The 16,424-nt window shown below is 52.0% G+C and carries 16 protein-coding genes; all 16 read left to right on the forward strand.

The genetic code is table 11. The annotated features are described in order from the left end of the window. Positions 1 to 17: 17 nt before the first annotated feature. The 16 genes from FVB43_RS21880 (at position 18) to corA (ending at position 16,410) form a co-directional block, all read left to right on the forward strand. The gene (locus FVB43_RS21880; protein WP_167864775.1) at positions 18 to 2,573 is read left to right on the forward strand and encodes a class I adenylate cyclase; all 2,556 of its coding nucleotides are present in this window, start codon (positions 18 to 20) and stop codon (positions 2,571 to 2,573) included. Positions 2,574 to 3,089: 516 nt separating this feature from the next. Further along, positions 3,090 to 3,620, forward strand: coding sequence for a CS1 type fimbrial major subunit (locus FVB43_RS21885; RefSeq protein WP_197931315.1), 531 nt, complete (start codon positions 3,090 to 3,092; stop codon positions 3,618 to 3,620). A gap of 165 nt (positions 3,621 to 3,785) precedes the next feature. After that, positions 3,786 to 5,969: a TcfC E-set like domain-containing protein gene (locus tag FVB43_RS21890; RefSeq protein WP_167864776.1), complete on the forward strand. Its 2,184-nt coding sequence runs from the start codon at positions 3,786 to 3,788 to the stop codon at positions 5,967 to 5,969. 22 nt (positions 5,970 to 5,991) lie between these two features. After that, positions 5,992 to 6,693, forward strand: coding sequence for a pilus assembly protein (locus FVB43_RS21895; RefSeq protein WP_197931316.1), 702 nt, complete (start codon positions 5,992 to 5,994; stop codon positions 6,691 to 6,693). Continuing rightward, complete coding sequence (locus FVB43_RS21900) at positions 6,693 to 7,166, forward strand: hypothetical protein (protein WP_167864777.1); 474 nt, start codon at positions 6,693 to 6,695, stop codon at positions 7,164 to 7,166. Before FVB43_RS21895 ends, FVB43_RS21900 begins: the two co-directional genes overlap by 1 nt. Before the next feature lie 27 nt (positions 7,167 to 7,193). Further along, the gene (locus tag FVB43_RS21905; RefSeq protein ID WP_167864778.1) at positions 7,194 to 7,718 is read left to right on the forward strand and encodes a hypothetical protein; all 525 of its coding nucleotides are present in this window, start codon (positions 7,194 to 7,196) and stop codon (positions 7,716 to 7,718) included. Then, on the forward strand, positions 7,718 to 8,362 hold the full coding sequence (locus FVB43_RS21910; protein WP_167864779.1) for a hypothetical protein: 645 nt from the start codon (positions 7,718 to 7,720) through the stop codon (positions 8,360 to 8,362). The genes FVB43_RS21905 and FVB43_RS21910 overlap by 1 nt, the downstream gene beginning before the upstream one ends. An 11-nt stretch (positions 8,363 to 8,373) precedes the next feature. Beyond that, a complete protein-coding gene (locus FVB43_RS21915) occupies positions 8,374 to 9,357 on the forward strand; it encodes a hypothetical protein (RefSeq protein ID WP_167864780.1) in 984 nt (327 codons plus the stop codon). Between the two features lie 201 nt (positions 9,358 to 9,558). Next, positions 9,559 to 9,759 (forward strand): LPS translocon maturation chaperone LptM, encoded by a 201-nt coding sequence (gene lptM / locus FVB43_RS21920; RefSeq protein ID WP_133846847.1) that lies wholly within the window; start codon positions 9,559 to 9,561, stop codon positions 9,757 to 9,759. Positions 9,760 to 9,786: 27 nt separating this feature from the next. Further along, positions 9,787 to 10,611, forward strand: coding sequence for a diaminopimelate epimerase (gene dapF, locus FVB43_RS21925; protein ID WP_167864781.1), 825 nt, complete (start codon positions 9,787 to 9,789; stop codon positions 10,609 to 10,611). Continuing rightward, positions 10,608 to 11,315, forward strand: coding sequence for a DUF484 domain-containing protein (locus FVB43_RS21930; RefSeq protein WP_133846845.1), 708 nt, complete (start codon positions 10,608 to 10,610; stop codon positions 11,313 to 11,315). The genes dapF and FVB43_RS21930 overlap by 4 nt, the downstream gene beginning before the upstream one ends. After that, on the forward strand, positions 11,312 to 12,220 hold the full coding sequence (xerC, locus tag FVB43_RS21935) for a tyrosine recombinase XerC (protein WP_133846844.1): 909 nt from the start codon (positions 11,312 to 11,314) through the stop codon (positions 12,218 to 12,220). The genes FVB43_RS21930 and xerC overlap by 4 nt, the downstream gene beginning before the upstream one ends. After that, complete coding sequence (yigB, locus tag FVB43_RS21940) at positions 12,220 to 12,936, forward strand: 5-amino-6-(5-phospho-D-ribitylamino)uracil phosphatase YigB (RefSeq protein WP_167864782.1); 717 nt, start codon at positions 12,220 to 12,222, stop codon at positions 12,934 to 12,936. The genes xerC and yigB overlap by 1 nt, the downstream gene beginning before the upstream one ends. A gap of 59 nt (positions 12,937 to 12,995) precedes the next feature. Beyond that, positions 12,996 to 15,158, forward strand: a complete 2,163-nt coding sequence (uvrD, locus tag FVB43_RS21945) for a DNA helicase II (RefSeq protein WP_133846842.1) — start codon at positions 12,996 to 12,998, stop codon at positions 15,156 to 15,158. An 86-nt stretch (positions 15,159 to 15,244) separates the two neighbouring features. Then, positions 15,245 to 15,301, forward strand: a complete 57-nt coding sequence (gene ysgD / locus FVB43_RS24915; RefSeq protein WP_374760164.1) for a YsgD/CorL family protein — start codon at positions 15,245 to 15,247, stop codon at positions 15,299 to 15,301. 149 nt (positions 15,302 to 15,450) lie between these two features. Then, positions 15,451 to 16,410, forward strand: coding sequence for a magnesium/cobalt transporter CorA (gene corA, locus FVB43_RS21950; protein ID WP_133846841.1), 960 nt, complete (start codon positions 15,451 to 15,453; stop codon positions 16,408 to 16,410). Positions 16,411 to 16,424 lie beyond the last annotated feature (14 nt).

Genomic DNA, 16,424 nt, shown 5'->3' on the forward strand with positions numbered 1-16,424 from the left:
TAATCAGGCGAGACGTCTTGTACCTCTACATTGAGACACTGAAACAGAGACTGGATGCCATTAACCAGCTGCGCGTTGATCGTGCGCTGGCGGCCATGGGGCCTGCGTTCCAACAGGTTTACAGTCTGCTGCCGACCTTATTACATTATCATCATCCGCTGATGCCGGGTTACTTCGAAGGTAACGTTCCACATGGCATCAGCTTTTACACGCCTGATGAAAGCCAAAAATTCTATCTGGATGATTTAGAAGGAAAATCCGGATCTGCCGCGGCGATCCCTCCACAGGGTGAAATGCCGATCACCGGCGTCTACTCGATGGGCAGTACCTCATCCGTCGGTCAAAATGATACCTCCGATCTCGATATCTGGGTCTGCCATCAGTCATGGCTGGACAATGACGAGCGCCTGAGCCTGCAGAAAAAATGCACCCAGCTGCAAAAGTGGTGTGCGGCCATGGGCGTTGAAGTGAGCTTTTTCCTGATTGATGAAAACCGTTTCCGGCATAACGAAAGTGGCAGCCTCGGTGGTGAAGACTGCGGCTCCACTCAGCATATCCTGTTGCTGGATGAGTTCTATCGCACGGCGGTGCGCATGGCGGGGAAACGTATTCTGTGGAATATGGTGCCACGCGAAGAAGAAGAACATTACGACGACTATGTTATGTCGTTGTATCAACAGGGCGTGTTAACCCCTAACGAATGGCTGGACCTCGGTGGTCTGGGTACGCTGTCGGCTGAAGAGTATTTCGGTGCCAGCCTGTGGCAGTTGTATAAAAGCATCGATTCGCCCTACAAAGCGGTGCTCAAAACGCTGCTGCTGGAGGCCTATTCCTGGGAATACCCTGCCACGCGTCTGCTGGCGATGGATATTAAACAACGCCTGCACGACGGTGAAATCGTCTCTTATGGGCTCGACCCCTACTGCATGATGCTGGAGCGGGTGACTCACTATCTCACCAGTATTGACGATCATGCTCGTCTTGACCTGGTGCGGCGTTGCTTCTATCTCAAAGTCTGTGAAAAACTGTCGATTTCAGCAGAAGACACGGGCTGGCGCCGCGAAATTCTTGGCCAGCTGGTTAAAGAGTGGGGCTGGGATAATGCCCGCCTGGCGATGCTCGACAGCCGTGCCGACTGGAAAATAAGCCAGGTTCGAGAAGCCCATAATGAATTACTGGATGCGATGATGCAGAGCTATCGCAACCTGATTCGTTTTGCGCGCCGTAACAACTTAAGCGTCAGCGCCAGCCCGCAGGATATTGGCGTGCTGACGCGTAAGCTGTACGCGGCCTTTGAAGCTCTGCCAGGGAAAGTCACTCTGCTTAATCCGCAGATTTCCCCTGACCTGTCAGAATCACACCTGACCTTTATTCATGTGCCAAACGGCCGCGCTAACCGTGCAGGCTGGTATCTGTATAACCAGTCACCAGACATGAGTTCGATTATCAGCCATCAGCCGCTGGAATATAATCGCTACCTTAACAAGCTGGTGGCATGGGCATGGTTTAACGGCCTGCTGACCAGCAAAACGCGGCTGCATATTAAAGGCAACGAGATCTGCGATCTGGCCCGTTTGCAGGAACTGGTGTCCGATGTTTCGCATCACTTCCCGTTGCGTCTGCCTTCGCCTACGCCGAAAGCTCTTTACAGCCCGTGCGAGATCCGTCATCTGGCGATTATCGTCAATCTTGAATATGACCCGACGGCGGCATTCCGCAATCAGGTGGTGCATTTCGACTTCCGTAAGCTGGATGTGTTCAGTTTTGGTCAGCAGCAGCAGTGCCTGGTTGGCAGTGTCGATCTGCTGTACCGCAACTCGTGGAATGAAGTGCGTACGCTGCATTTCAACGGCGAGCAGGCAATGATTGAAGCGTTGAAAACCATTCTGGGCAAAATGCACCAGGACGCCTCACCGCCAGATTCTGTGGAAGTGTTCTGCTATAGCCAGCACTTGCGTGGATTGATTCGTACCCGTGTGCAGCAGTTGGTGTCTGAATGCATTGAACTGCGCCTTTCCAGCACTCGTCAGGAGCCAGGCCGATTCAAAGCCGTACGTGTAGCGGGACAGACATGGGGGCTGTTCTTTGAGCGCCTCAGTGTTTCGGTACAAAAGCTGGAAAATGCGGTCGAATTCTACGGTGCCATTTCCAATAATAAACTGCACGGCCTGTCGCTTAAGGTGGAAACGGATGAGGTACGCCTGCCTGCCGTGGTGAATGGCTATGCCAGTGAAGGCATCATTCAGTTCTTCTTTGAAGATACCCTGGACGATCACGGCTTCAATATCTATATCCTTGACGAAACAAACCGCGTTGAGGTGTATCACCATTGTGAAGGCAGTAAAGAGGAGCTGGTGCGTGATGTCAGCCGCTTCTACTCGTCCTCACACGATCGATTCACCTACGGTTCCAGTTTCATCAACTTCAACCTGCCGCAGTTCTATCAGATTGTGAAGGTGGAAGAGCGCTTCCAGGTGATTCCATTTCGCAGTCAGACTCTGACGCAGCTCTGTGCTGCCGTACCGAATGATAGCGCCAGCGAAGAGAACGCACGACGCTATCAGATGCACTAAGATGCGATAGATTTTTATGCTGCCGATCCCCTTTGCGATGATTGAGTCCCCGTAGTATTGTTGATCATTTTTCACTCCATGCCGTCACCTCCCCCTGCGTATTATTTCGTAACGCTATGATTTGTCGTGCTTTATTTTATTTCCACCTATCATGATGTTTAATTTAAGCATCTTATGTTTGTCATCTATCAACTTGTTATTAATTGATTTATTTAATTGTGCGACATATTATTTTTAGAAATTTGTAATGTGCGATATTAATGGTCGCAATTCTATTATTTTAAAATTTAGCGATACTTTTCATTATATATATAATTATTTTTTTCATTTATTTGTTTTTATGTAGTAGGGTTTGTCATAATACGTCCATCAATTTTGGATGTGTTGGCTATATTTCAACTACTAGCAAGCGAGAGGCGTTTTGCCTGTAATTTATATTACAGGCAAGGTGCTTTACACCTTGGGGGGATGGTCATCATGAAGGTGACTTAGTTAAATATATTATGGATGAATATCATGAAACTCAGCAATATTGCACTTGCAATGGCAATGACTCTTTCTTTCGCCGGTGCTGCACACGCTGCGACTAAAACTGATTCAGTTTCTAAGAAAATTACGCTGACCGCACAGATTAACGATGGCATGTTTGTATCCAAGCCAGATGGTTCTTCTTGGTATAACACCGAAGAGCTGGAACCGACTGATTACAAACAGAAGAAATTCTCTAAAGTGCTGCCTATTCGTGTGTGGACTAAGAATGCTGACTTTAATATTTCCCTGGCTCAGGACCTGAAATTGGCCGGCCCTAATTATGAAATGTTGAACCCAGTGGTAACTCTTGGCTCTGCTCAGGGTGACCTTGCAGTAAAATATGGCACGGCACAGAAAGTGACCCAAACCGTACAGACTGCTGATGGCTTTGACGCTATTTACAACCTGACCGTCACTGTTGATGCACCTGCTACTCCTGCTGATGGCAAACCAAGCCTGAATGGTAGCTACAGCGGTGATCTGGTTATGCTTTTTGAGCCATCAACGGGTTCGTAAGAGTCAGCGATAGCTTAGTTTAACCCCGGTTAGACCGGGGTTTTTTTTGCATTGACTACCTGGTAGAGGAATATGGATATGACTCACCGAAAAATAAACAGCTTACTTTATAAAGGGTGGGTCTTTGTTTTTTTTGCAATGAACTCCCCGGGTTCGTTCGCCCAGATGAAGATCTCTTATAATGTACCTGCTGGGTTTAGTGCTTCAGATTTAGAGGATGATGCGCGTTATTTAGCAACGTTTAACGGCAATACATTGCCGGACTTTATTATTATTTCCCGGCAGGACGGTAAATTAACATTTAATCAACGAAAATATCTCAGTAATGGCGTGGGGGTTGAAGATATTGCTACGCTGAGGAAAATATTTGAGAATTTTGACTACCAAAAATGTCATAACGGCTGTGATTTAACGCTGGAAGGCTATCGTGTCTCTGTCGATAAAGTTAAACGCACCATAACCATTCGTGATGCGAATAGTGATTATATTGTGCCGGCCACAAATTTTGGTCTGGTCCATAATCAGTCGGTTGACCTGCGTGCCTCTTCTGAGAGTTATCGCGCAATGAACATTAACGGTAATGCCTGGCTTGGGCTGCCCTCTCAGTCCTTTGGTTTTCTTAGTTGGTATGCCAGCCGTACAGAAAGAGAGAATCAGAGCGCTGATACGCAGGGTGTTTCATCCTGGTATATGCAGAAAAATTTCGCTGACATCTATGTTCGAACGGGTAAACAAAACAGCGTTGATTACTCATCCGGTTCGATCAGTACGCTGCTGACCAGCGGTTTTAACCAGTTTTTTACTGTGGGAAGTCAAGCTCACCTGTTAAGTAACCCGAATAAGGGGTCACTGGTGCTGTATGCCACCTCGGAAGGTAACTACGAGTTTTATCGTAACGGCCGTATGTTGCTTAAGCGCCCGGCAGTCCTGGGGCGAAATGAGATCGATTTTTCCGATCTACCTGGTGGTTATTACCCACTGGAGATCAGATTGGTTGACCATAATGGCCGGCTGATAAAAAAAGAAGAGCGAGAAGTTAATAACGTTAACTTTGGCAGCGGGCGGAATGCCTGGAGCCTGACCGCTGGCCGCGAAGCACAGACCAATCTGTCGATGTTGCAGGCATCCTGGAGCCAGGATATGCGCTGGTTCTTTGTGAATACCTCCATGATACATGGTGATAAAGGCAAATGGGCGGCAGAGCTGAATCTTACGCGCTCCATTGTAACGGGACTGTTCCAGGTGATCCCAACGTTAGGGGTGTTGAGCGGTGAAAAGAAAACCGGGGGTTACGTCAGCATGAGTGCCACCAGCGAGAAACTTGGCACGCTGTCCCTAAGCCGTTACCAGAATAATCAGGTATCCCATTTTTATGCCGGGTCCAGTAGTACCAGCCTTTCTTACAGCTATCTGCTGAAAGGGGCGATGTTAAGTTACAGCTACAGGCGCTATTCGAATAGCGAACAGCAGCAGGCCGAAGTGCGCTGGAACTATCGTCCGAACGGACTGTGGGCCAACTTTGCCCTGGGCATACAGAAGGGCGGTTACCAGCAGTCATCGGGGAATTATGGTGTTTACCTGAATACCAGTTGGACGCTGAACAACTCACAGGCCAGCTTCAGCGCAGCTCGTTCTGGCGGACAAACGCAGTTGAGTGGCGATTACCGTAAAACCTTCGACGATGATTTCGGCGAAACCACTGCGGGCACCACTGTCAACCGCATTGGTAATGACACCAACGTTAATCTCTATGCCAGTCGTTCCGGTACCCGTGGTGATGCTTCACTTAACGTCGGGCATGACAAAAACAGTACCAATGGTGATTTCAACTATAGCGGCATGATCGCGGCGAATGCTCAGGGCATTGCTCTGGGGCGCTACAGCTATAGCGGCGCGGCCATGATGCTGGAGACACCAAAAATTGACGCGCTGGATTATGGCTTTAGCGTTGAAGGTGCACCTGTTGCCGGCGGGCATCGCTATGCCATTCCGCTGAAACAGTATACCGATATCCCGTATGCACAGGTCATGACCCGCAGCAACGATATGGATATGAACATTGAAATCCCGGCCAACATTGTGCGTTCGCACCCAGGACAGGTTTATAACGCTAAAGCAACGGTCGATATCAACCTGTTGTACAACGGCTTTATGAAAACCGTACAGGGGCTTCCCGTCAGCGGCGTCATTTCTGAAACCGGGGATAACGTTTATCAGAACGGTCTGTTCTCTATTGCCAGTAAAGGCGTACTGCAACAAGTGACGGTCGATGGCAAGCAGGGGAGTTTCCGCTGCGACTTAACCAAACCCAGAGGCAATGATTACCCCTGTGTGCCGTTGCGGCCTTAAATTTTAATGAGTGAGAATATTTATGCCTAAAAAATTATTGCTGACCATGCTGGCGATACCCGCGATGGTCGGTGGGTTACTGTTTTCAGCCCCAGCGGCACTCGCCGACGGAGAACTGATGGTTCTCCCGGTCAGTACACGTCTGTTTAACGCCCATCCGCAGATGATCAAAGTACGTAATGTCGGCGATTCTCCGCTCTATCTCTCCGTAAGACTGGAGAAAGTGATGAATCCTGGCATGTATCCTGAAAAGAAAATCATGATGCGCGACCTGCCTCATCCGGGCGTGCTGGCAACGCCAGAAAAGCTGACCCTGGGACCTAATCAGAGCCGCGATATTCGCCTGACGTCGCTTGAAGAGCCCACGCAGGAAGGCGTATACCGCCTGTATATCACCCCGGTACATTCGCTCCAGGTGAAAGATGCGCCACAGGATAAAATCACCGCACCCATGAGTGTCGCTATTGGATATGGCGTGCTGGTGCGCCATATGCCTGTGCCACGAAATCAGAAAAGCAGCTGGACACACCGCTGCGAAGGCAAACAAATCATCCTGACCAACAGTGGAAATATCCGGGTCCGCTTGTCGGATATGAAATTCACCCCAGCAAATAAGAAAAATCCGGCCACTGTCGGTCTTTTCCCAGGCGTACCGCAGTCATTTACCGCCAGTCAGATTGTCATGAATGTTGACGATGAACCGACAACCCTGAGCTGCCCGTGATGCGTTTGCTGTTGAGCGTACTACTCGGTTTATGCCTGTTGAACAATACGTCGCAGGCAGCGGGTGTGCTGCGCATTTCACTCAGCGAGATGACCCTGGGCGGGCCAGACCGTGTGGGAAAACTGATGGTGAAAAATACGGGTGATTCTCCGCTGTATCTTGATGTCACCCAGGAGCAGGTGCAAACGCCTCTGACAGACCCTGAAGTACGTATACCTGTGGGCAACGTTGCCGCTCCCTCGCTGTTGATTAGCCCGATGCGTCTGGCGCTGGGGCCCCAGCAAGAGAGGGAAATCAATGTGAAAGAACTCCGTAAGCCTGCACAGCGAAAAATTTGGCGCGTGACTTTTCGTCCGCGTGAAAATATCAGCGTACAGGGGGTGACGACGGAGAATACCCTGGTGCCTTTGGCGGTCAGTATCGGTTATGGGGTGGTGATTTATCAACTGGGTGCTTCAGTGGGTAACAAATAACGCAGGGGAAACGTAATGATATCAAAAATGAAGATAGCGCCACTGCTGCTTTGTTTGTTGCCGGGCCTGAGCCAGGGGGCAGACATAGAGCTCAAAGGAAAATTTACCAGTAAAATTAGCGCTCATGTGATCAAAGAGAATAATCTGTTTGTTACCGATGAAAAAGGGACTTGGTACGATCAGGGTCTACAGCTTGAGCAGCTTGGGGCGTTTGACACGCCTTATTCGGTTGCAGCGCCGCTGCGAATTACGTCCAGTAGTGGAACCTTTCAGGCCAGTCTGGCGCTGCCGCTGACGTTACAAAACAAAAATAAGCCTGAACTGTTGTTCCGTAATATAAAAGTCGTTATGGGGGCGATGGATTCTCCGGTACAGGAGCTGACGGCAACGACTAAAGTGACCTTTTCCAATCCCCCACCGGTAAACGATGAAGATACCATTGGGCACTATCTGATCAATATTTCAGGTTACCCGCCTGCCGGAGACTTTAAGTCCGTGGGGGGAACTTACAGCGGCGTGCTGTCATTACTCTTTGAGCCAGTGGTGGAATAATGTTTAGATCGCTATTAGCAACGTTGATATTACTCTTCGGTTTTCCTGTCTGTGCAGTGATTGATTTGGTACCAAAAATGATTGATGTTGACGGGGACAATATTGCCAAAATGATCCTCGTCAACAAAAGTGACCATGTAGAATACGTTACCGTCACCCTTTCAAAACTGATCAACCCCGGTGTGCCGTATGACAAAGAAATACTTGAGCCGGTGGGGATGGCGCGCAACCCGCAGCTCTATGCCTATCCGTTCAAACTGTCCCTTGCACGCGGTCAGTCAAAAACAATTAATCTCAAGCCGCTGGCCGCTGTTACGCAGGAAACCGTTTACCGACTGGATGTAAAGCCGTCCACTGAAATATCCGGCAACGGGATAGCAAATCTTGCTGCTGGCGTGGCGGTTAACCTGAGTTTTAGTGCGTTGGTACGCCAGCTGCCAGAAAAAAAGATCAGCACCCTGAGCGCCGTATGCCGCGCGAATACCATTACGCTGACGGCGACGGGCACCACGCGTTATCAGGCAAAAAACATTAAAATTGATAGCAGAATAGTGGATGATTTTAATGTCTATCCCGGCACACCACAGATGATACCCGGTGAAAAGATAGACATGGATGGAAAATATTGGTGCAATCGTCAATAAGGATAAAAGGAATGCGAGTTATTATTTCAGGTGTGTTGGTGATTTTAATTCATTGTCTTGCTGTGAGTTCGGCTTATTCCGCAAATATTGTTAAAGCAGATGTTGCTAAAAGATACAGTGGCTGCTCATTGCAAAAAACACAATATGGTACTTATGCGAGGCTCACCATTTCATTTAACGCCGTGGAAGGAATAATTGGAAGTGATAAGTTGAGGTCACGTGCGATTTTATTCTACACGTATTCTAAGGAAGGTCTTCCAGTCAGGTCGTACCCTTTGAGAGTGCAAATAAATTCTTCAGATACGACTCTTATTGGTTCGATGAGAGAAAATGGTTATGTGCGAATATTTGCGCAGAATGTCTGGGGGGTTCCGATTACTTATCCATGGGGTGAGGCGGGGGCGTTTATCGGAGAAACATCAGTCTATTTTTATAATGATGATATAGAAAACTGGGCGGCGGTCGCCATCAGTTCGGGTGTTGATACTCTCGGTACTCATTATAACGATAATAAGAGTGCCTATATTACCTTTGGCAGCGAAGGAAGTTGCCGCATCATTGCCGACCCTGAAAACCCACCCGAACCCGATGTATCAATGACGGCAACGGCACCCGATTGGGACCTGGGTGAAATAAAAAGCGGCGAGCAGATCATTCCCTTTAGCAGCAGTCAAAGCCAGTTTTGTCTGGAGTATGATCAAGCCTATGCGACCGGTAAGAAATTTGTCATTAATGCCAGCAGTCAGAACGGCGCAGTGAATAATCAGTATCAGCTGATAGGCCTGCAAGATAATACGCAGATTATTCCCTACCAGTTGACGCTTGACAGTGGTAGCAACAAGGTTGACCTCCCTAACGGGCCATTATCCACACTGCCACTGCTGCCCGGTGGGAAAACCTGTTTTCTACCCACGTTCCGTACCTTCGCGCCGAAGGGGATTAAAAAGGGTGACTACAGCGATGTGCTGACCTTTACTATTGCCACTAAAGCGTAACGGGTAAAGAGAAACCGCCTGCGGCCGTGGGCGGTGTTTGGCTAACATCTTTTCTCTCCCACTCCGTTCCCTCTTATACCTCTGCGTCACCGGGGCTTCTGATGTCGAATGCGGCAACAGGGATTGCGCTTTTCCTGTTGCTTTTCGAACTTCACCTGCGATGATAGACGGCAAAAGGTATCTTTAACGAGCAGAACAAGAATGAAGAAAATACGATTCCCGCTGGCTCTGGTACTGGCTGCGGTCAGCCTCACGGGATGTGGCCTGAAAGGCCCGCTCTATTTCCCCAAAGATGAGACTGCTAAACCGCAGGTCCAGCAGGCTACCCCAACGACGCCATCCGCCACGTCAGAGCAGACGCCTGCCACGACCCGCGGACAGAGTGTGCAACCGGCTCAGTAAACTATGACGCACCCGGCGGAGCAGAAAATGCAGTTTTCAAAAATGCACGGCCTAGGCAACGACTTTATGGTGGTTGATGCCGTCACGCAGAATGTCTATTTCTCACCTGAGTTGATCCGCCGTCTGGCCGATCGTCATCTGGGGATCGGCTTCGATCAGCTACTGATCGTTGAGCCGCCTTACGATCCTGATCTGGATTTTCATTACCGCATCTTTAACGCCGACGGTAGCGAAGTGGCACAGTGCGGCAACGGCGCACGCTGTTTTGCCCGCTTTGTCCGCCTGAAAGGGCTGACCAATAAAAATGATATCCGCGTCAGCACCCAAACCGGCCGCATGGTGTTAAGCGTCAACCAGGATGAACTGGTGTGCGTGAACATGGGCGAACCCAATTTCGAACCGCAGCAGGTGCCTTTCCGTGCCAACAAAGCGGAAAATATCTACCTGATGCGCGCTGCTGAGCAAACTGTGATGTGTGGTGTGGTGTCGATGGGTAACCCACACTGCGTCTTACAGGTTGAGAGTGTAAAAACCGCCACGGTGGAAACACTGGGGCCGGTGCTGGAAAGCCACGAACGTTTTCCTGAGCGGGTCAACGTTGGTTTTATGGAAGTGGTCAGCCGCGAACATATCCGTCTGCGCGTGTATGAACGCGGTGCGGGTGAAACCCAGGCCTGTGGCAGCGGTGCATGCGCCGCCGTCGCGATCGGGATACAGCAGACGTTGCTGGCGGAAAAAGTGCGGGTTGACCTGCCTGGCGGCACGCTCAATATCGCATGGAAAGGTCCGGGGCATCCCCTGTATATGACCGGTCCTGCCACTCACGTATATGACGGGTTTATTCATTTATGAAAAATGTCGGGGAACAACAGGACGCTGGCGAAATCCTACTAGACGATCGTACGGTCAGTGAGTTCCTGATGCAAAATCCAGACTTCTTTATCCGCAATGCCCGCCAGGTTGAACAGATGATCGTGCCGCATCCGATCCGCGGCACCGTCTCGCTGGTGGAGTGGCAGCTGGCGCGTCAGCGCAATCATATTCACCAGCTGGAAGAAGACATTACGCTGTTGATGGAGCAGGCCAGCGCAAATCAGCAGCTATTTGATCGGCTGTTCGCCCTGCAGGGGCGTCTCGCCTCGGCCACCAGTCTGCATGACATGCTTAACCGCCTCCATCGCTGGGCGCGTGAATTTGGCCTTGCGGGGGCTAATATCCGGCTGTTCGCTGAGAAATGGCGCATCGGTGCCCCTTCCGACTTTACGCAGCTGGCGCTGCCGCGTCAGGCATTTGAATCTGTGCGCATTCAGCGTTTGGGTAAACAGAATCACTATCTTGGCAGTCTTAATGGCCCGGAGTTACTGTTACTGTTGCCACAGGCAAAAGCCATTGGTTCGGTCGCGATGTCGCTGCTGGGTGAAGAGGGTGACCTCGGCGTACTGATCTTCAGCAGCCGCGACAATCAGCATTACCAGTCGGGCATGGGTACGGTGTTGTTACAGCATCTGTCGCTGATGTTGCCCCAGCTGCTGTCACGCTGGATAGAACGCGCGTGAATAGCGAGTCGCCCCTGCTGCCAGCCGTAGAGGGCTTCCTGCGTTATCTGAAAGTGGAGCGTCAGCTCAGTCCTCTCACTCAGGAGAGCTATCAGCGCCAGCTCAGTGCTGTCATAGCCCTGCTGGATGAACTGAACGTGAGTGACTGGCCACGGCTGGATGCTGCCCTGGTGCGCTCACTGGCGGCCCGCAGCAGTCGCAGCGGGCTGAAGCCCGCGAGCCTGGCGCTGAGGCTTTCCGCATTACGTAGCTTCCTCGACTGGCTGATCAGCCAGGGCGTCATCAACGCTAACCCGGCGAAAGGCGTTGCCACGCCGCGCGCTGCACGGCATCTTCCCAAAAATATTGATGTCGATGAAGTCGACAAGCTGCTGGACATTGACCTCAATGACCCGCTGGCCGTTCGCGATCGCGCGATGCTGGAGGTGATGTACGGTGCCGGCTTGCGTTTGTCCGAACTGGTGGGTATTGACCTGAGTCATCTTGACCTCGCTTCCGGTGAAGTGTGGGTGATCGGTAAAGGCAGCAAAGAGCGCCGTCTGCCGATTGGCCGGACCGCCGTCCATTGGGTTGAGCACTGGATGGTGATGCGTGAGCTGTTTGCACCAGAGGACACTGCGTTATTCCTGTCGAAGCAGGGCAAGCGCATTTCAGCGCGTAACGTACAAAAGCGTTTTGCTGAGTGGGGCGTTAAACAGGGGCTGTCCAGCCATGTTCATCCGCATAAACTACGTCATTCATTTGCAACGCATATGCTGGAATCCAGTGGTGATTTGCGTGCCGTGCAGGAGCTGCTCGGGCATGCCAATCTGACCACTACGCAAATCTATACCCATCTCGACTTTCAACACCTGGCGTCGGTTTACGATGCTGCCCATCCCCGTGCGAAACGAGGAAAATCCTGATGCACTTTTACCGGCCTTTACGCCCTGTTGCGGCAATGACCTTCGATCTTGATGACACGCTGTATGACAACCACCCGGTGATCCTGCGTACCACGCGGGAATCTCACAGCGCGCTACAGGCGTATCATCCCGCGTTGAAGGACTACAGCGTGGCGCAGTATCAACAGGTGCGTGACCGCCTGCTGGCTGCCGAGCCTGAAATTTATCATGATGTCAGCGAGTGGCGTCGCCGCGCAGTCGAGCAGGTGATGCTGGATGTGGGGCTGCCGTCAACGCAGGCGCTGAGAGGTTCGCATGACGTCATGGCTGTCTTTGCCCGCTGGCGCAGCGAGATTGAGATGCCTGAAGAGACGCACGCCACGCTGGCGGCTCTGGCTCAGCGCATACCGCTGGTGGCGATCACCAATGGTAATGCGGAACCCCACCTTTGTGGCCTGGATAAGTACTTCCAGTTTACCCTGCGTGCCGGGCCGGATGGCCGCGCTAAACCTTTCCATGATATGTATCAGCTGGCGGCAGAGCGGTTAAATCTGTCTGCTGAAAATATCCTGCATGTGGGTGACGATCTCACCACGGATGTCGCCGGGGCTATCCGTTACGGCATGCAGTCATGCTGGATTAACCTGCGTGAAGGCAACCTGATGCATATTAACGACACCCGCCTGCTTCCCACGCTGGAAATTTCCCGGTTGGCATCGCTGACCGCGCTGATATAATAAGCTGGTTAAATATCCAGTGGGCGGCCTGATGCTGCCCCCGATCCCCGACGGTGCCTATGGACGTTTCTGAACTGCTCGACAGCTTGAATGACAAACAACGCGAAGCCGTTGCCGCGCCGCGCAGCAACCTGCTGGTGCTGGCGGGTGCGGGCAGTGGTAAAACCCGCGTGCTGGTGCATCGCATTGCCTGGCTGATGGCAGTGGAAAACTGCTCCCCCTATTCGATTATGGCGGTGACCTTCACCAACAAAGCGGCGGCCGAGATGCGCCACCGTATCGAACAGCTCATCGGTACCAGCCAGGGCGGTATGTGGATCGGGACGTTCCACGGGCTGGCGCACCGTCTGCTGCGCGCGCACCATCTCGATGCCAACCTGCCGCAGGACTTCCAAATCCTCGACAGTGAAGATCAGCTGCGCCTGCTGAAGCGCCTGATCAAAGCGATGAATCTGGATGAGAAGCAGTGGCCTGCCCGTCAGGGGATGTGGTACATCAATGGCAAAAAAGACGAAGGGCTGCGTCCGAAACATATCGAAAGTTACGGTAACCCGATTGAACAGACCTGGCTGCGTATTTACCAGGCCTATCAGGAAGCCTGCGATCGCGCCGGTCTGGTGGACTTTGCCGAGCTGCTGCTGCGTGCTCATGAGCTGTGGCTGAACAAACCGCATATCCTCAATCACTACCGCGAACGGTTTACCAATATCCTGGTGGACGAATTCCAGGATACCAACAATATCCAGTATGCGTGGATCCGTATGCTGGCGGGTGACACCGGTAAAGTGATCATCGTGGGGGATGACGATCAGTCTATCTATGGCTGGCGTGGTGCGCAGGTGGAAAACATCCAGCGCTTCCTCAAAGATTTCCCCGGTGCGGAAACCATCCGTCTTGAGCAAAACTACCGCTCGACCAACAATATTCTGAAAGCAGCGAACACCCTGATTGCTAATAACAGTGGCCGCCTGGGTAAAGAGCTGTGGACCGAAGACAGCGATGGCGAGCAAATTGCGGTTTACTGTGCCTTCAATGAACTCGATGAAGCGCGCTTTGTGGTCAACCGCATTAAGGTGTGGATGGAGAATGGCGGCGCGCTGAATGACTGCGCGATCCTCTATCGCAGTAACGCCCAGTCGCGCGTGCTGGAAGAAGCCCTGTTGCAAACCAGTATGCCGTACCGGATCTATGGCGGTATGCGCTTCTTCGAGCGCCAGGAAATCAAGGATGCGCTGGCCTATCTGCGTTTGATCTCCAACCGTAATGACGATGCCGCCTTTGAGCGCGTGATCAACACGCCGACCCGAGGCATAGGCGACCGGACGCTGGATGTCATCCGCCAGACGTCACGTGAACGTCAGCTCACGCTGTGGCAAACCACGCGCGTGCTGTTGCAGGAAAAAGCGCTGGCCGGGCGTGCCGCATCAGCCTTACAGCGCTTTACCGAGCTGGTCGATTCACTGGCGCAGGAAACCGCTGAGATGCCGCTGCATGTGCAGACGGACCGGGTGATCAAAGATTCCGGTTTGTGGCTGATGTATGAGCAGGAAAAAGGCGAGAAGGGCCAGGCACGTATCGAAAACCTTGAGGAGCTGGTCAATGCCACACGACAGTACAGCTATCAGGATGAAGACCAGGACCTGATGCCGCTGCAGGCGTTTCTCTCCCATGCCGCTCTTGAGGCCGGTGAAGGGCAGGCCGACAAGTGGCAGGATGCCGTGCAGTTAATGACCCTGCACTCCGCCAAAGGGCTGGAGTTTATGCAGGTGTTTATTGTCGGCATGGAAGAGGGCATGTTCCCCAGCCAGATGTCGCTGGATGAAGGTGGCCGCCTGGAAGAAGAACGTCGCCTGGCCTACGTTGGTGTGACGCGTGCGATGCAGAAACTGACCCTGACCTATGCCGAAACCCGACGGCTTTATGGTAAGGAAGTGTATCACCGCCCATCGCGCTTTATCGGTGAGTTGCCTGAAGAGTGCGTGGAGGAGGTTCGTCTGCGTGCCAGCATCAGCCGCCCTGCCAACCATCAGCGCATGGGGACGCCGATCGCGAAAAATGACAGTGGTTTCGCCCTCGGCCAGCGGGTGCATCATGCCAAGTTTGGCGAAGGGACTATCGTTAATCTGGAAGGCAGTGGCGAGCATAGCCGACTCCAGGTGGCGTTCCAGGGACAGGGCATTAAGTGGCTGGTGGCTGCTTATGCCAAACTGGAAGCGATGTGACGCCCAGAAGGGCGCATGGCCCCGCTTGACGCCTTTTTAGTCTCAGCGTAACATGCGCCCACCATTACCCTAAGAGGACATTCGCCTTGGACACACCCAGTACATACTGGCTCACTGACCTGCATTTCAGGTACAACTCCTAAGGCTATCCTCTTTTGCCGATAGCCTTCGTGGTTGTTGGCGACCGCATGTCCCGTCGCTCTGAGTCAGTTTTGCTCGCTGACTGAAACATCTGTTTCCCGTGTTCAAGCGCTCTGTCCCATTTTGTTACTGTGAATTGGGAGTACAGCTAATGTTGAGCGCATTTAAACTCGACCAAAACCGTCTGACCCGCCTTGAACTGGATGATGCTGATGCCAGGGACGAGCTGATCGGTTCCGTCTGGGTCGATTTGATCGAACCGGAAGAAGCTGAACGAGATCGGGTACAAACCGAACTGGGCCAGAGCCTTGCGACCCGCCCTGAACTGGAAGACATCGAAGCCTCCGCACGTTTCTTCGAAGATGAAGATGGTCTGCATATTCACTCATTTTTCTTCTATGAAGATGCTGACGATCACGCGGGTAACTCGACGGTGGCCTTCACCATTCGTGAAGGGCGCCTGTATACCCTGCGCGAACGTGAACTCCCGGCGTTTCGTCTTTACCGTATGCGTGCCCGTAATCAGGTTCTGAGCGACGGAAATGCTTACGAGCTGCTGCTCGATCTGTTTGAGACAAAAATCGAACAGCTGGCGGATGAGATCGAGAATATCTACAGCGATCTGGAAAAACTGAGCCGCGTGATTATGGAAGGACAGCAGGGCGATGCGTTTGATGAAGCACTGTCGACGCTGGCAGAGCTGGAAGATATCGGCTGGAAGGTGCGCCTGTGTCTGATGGATACCCAGCGTGCACTTAACTTCCTGGTACGTAAGGCGCGTCTGCCAGGCAATCAGCTGGAGCAGGCTCGCGAGATCCTGCGCGATATCGAATCCCTGCTGCCGCACAATGAATCCCTGTTCCAGAAAGTTAACTTCCTGATGCAGGCGGCGATGGGCTTTATCAACATCGAACAGAACCGCATCATCAAGATCTTCTCGGTGGTATCGGTGGTCTTCCTGCCGCCTACCCTGGTGGCCTCCAGCTACGGGATGAACTTCGAGTTTATGCCTGAGCTGAAATGGAGCTTTGGCTATCCAGGGGCGATTAGCCTGATGATCCTCGCCGGTCTGGCACCTTACGCCTACTTTAAGCGTAAGAACTGGCTGTAAGCCGCTCGATAAAA

It is taken from the genome of Erwinia rhapontici (assembly GCF_012271765.1).
In the GTDB taxonomy this organism is placed as follows: Bacteria; Pseudomonadota; Gammaproteobacteria; order Enterobacterales; family Enterobacteriaceae; genus Erwinia; species Erwinia rhapontici.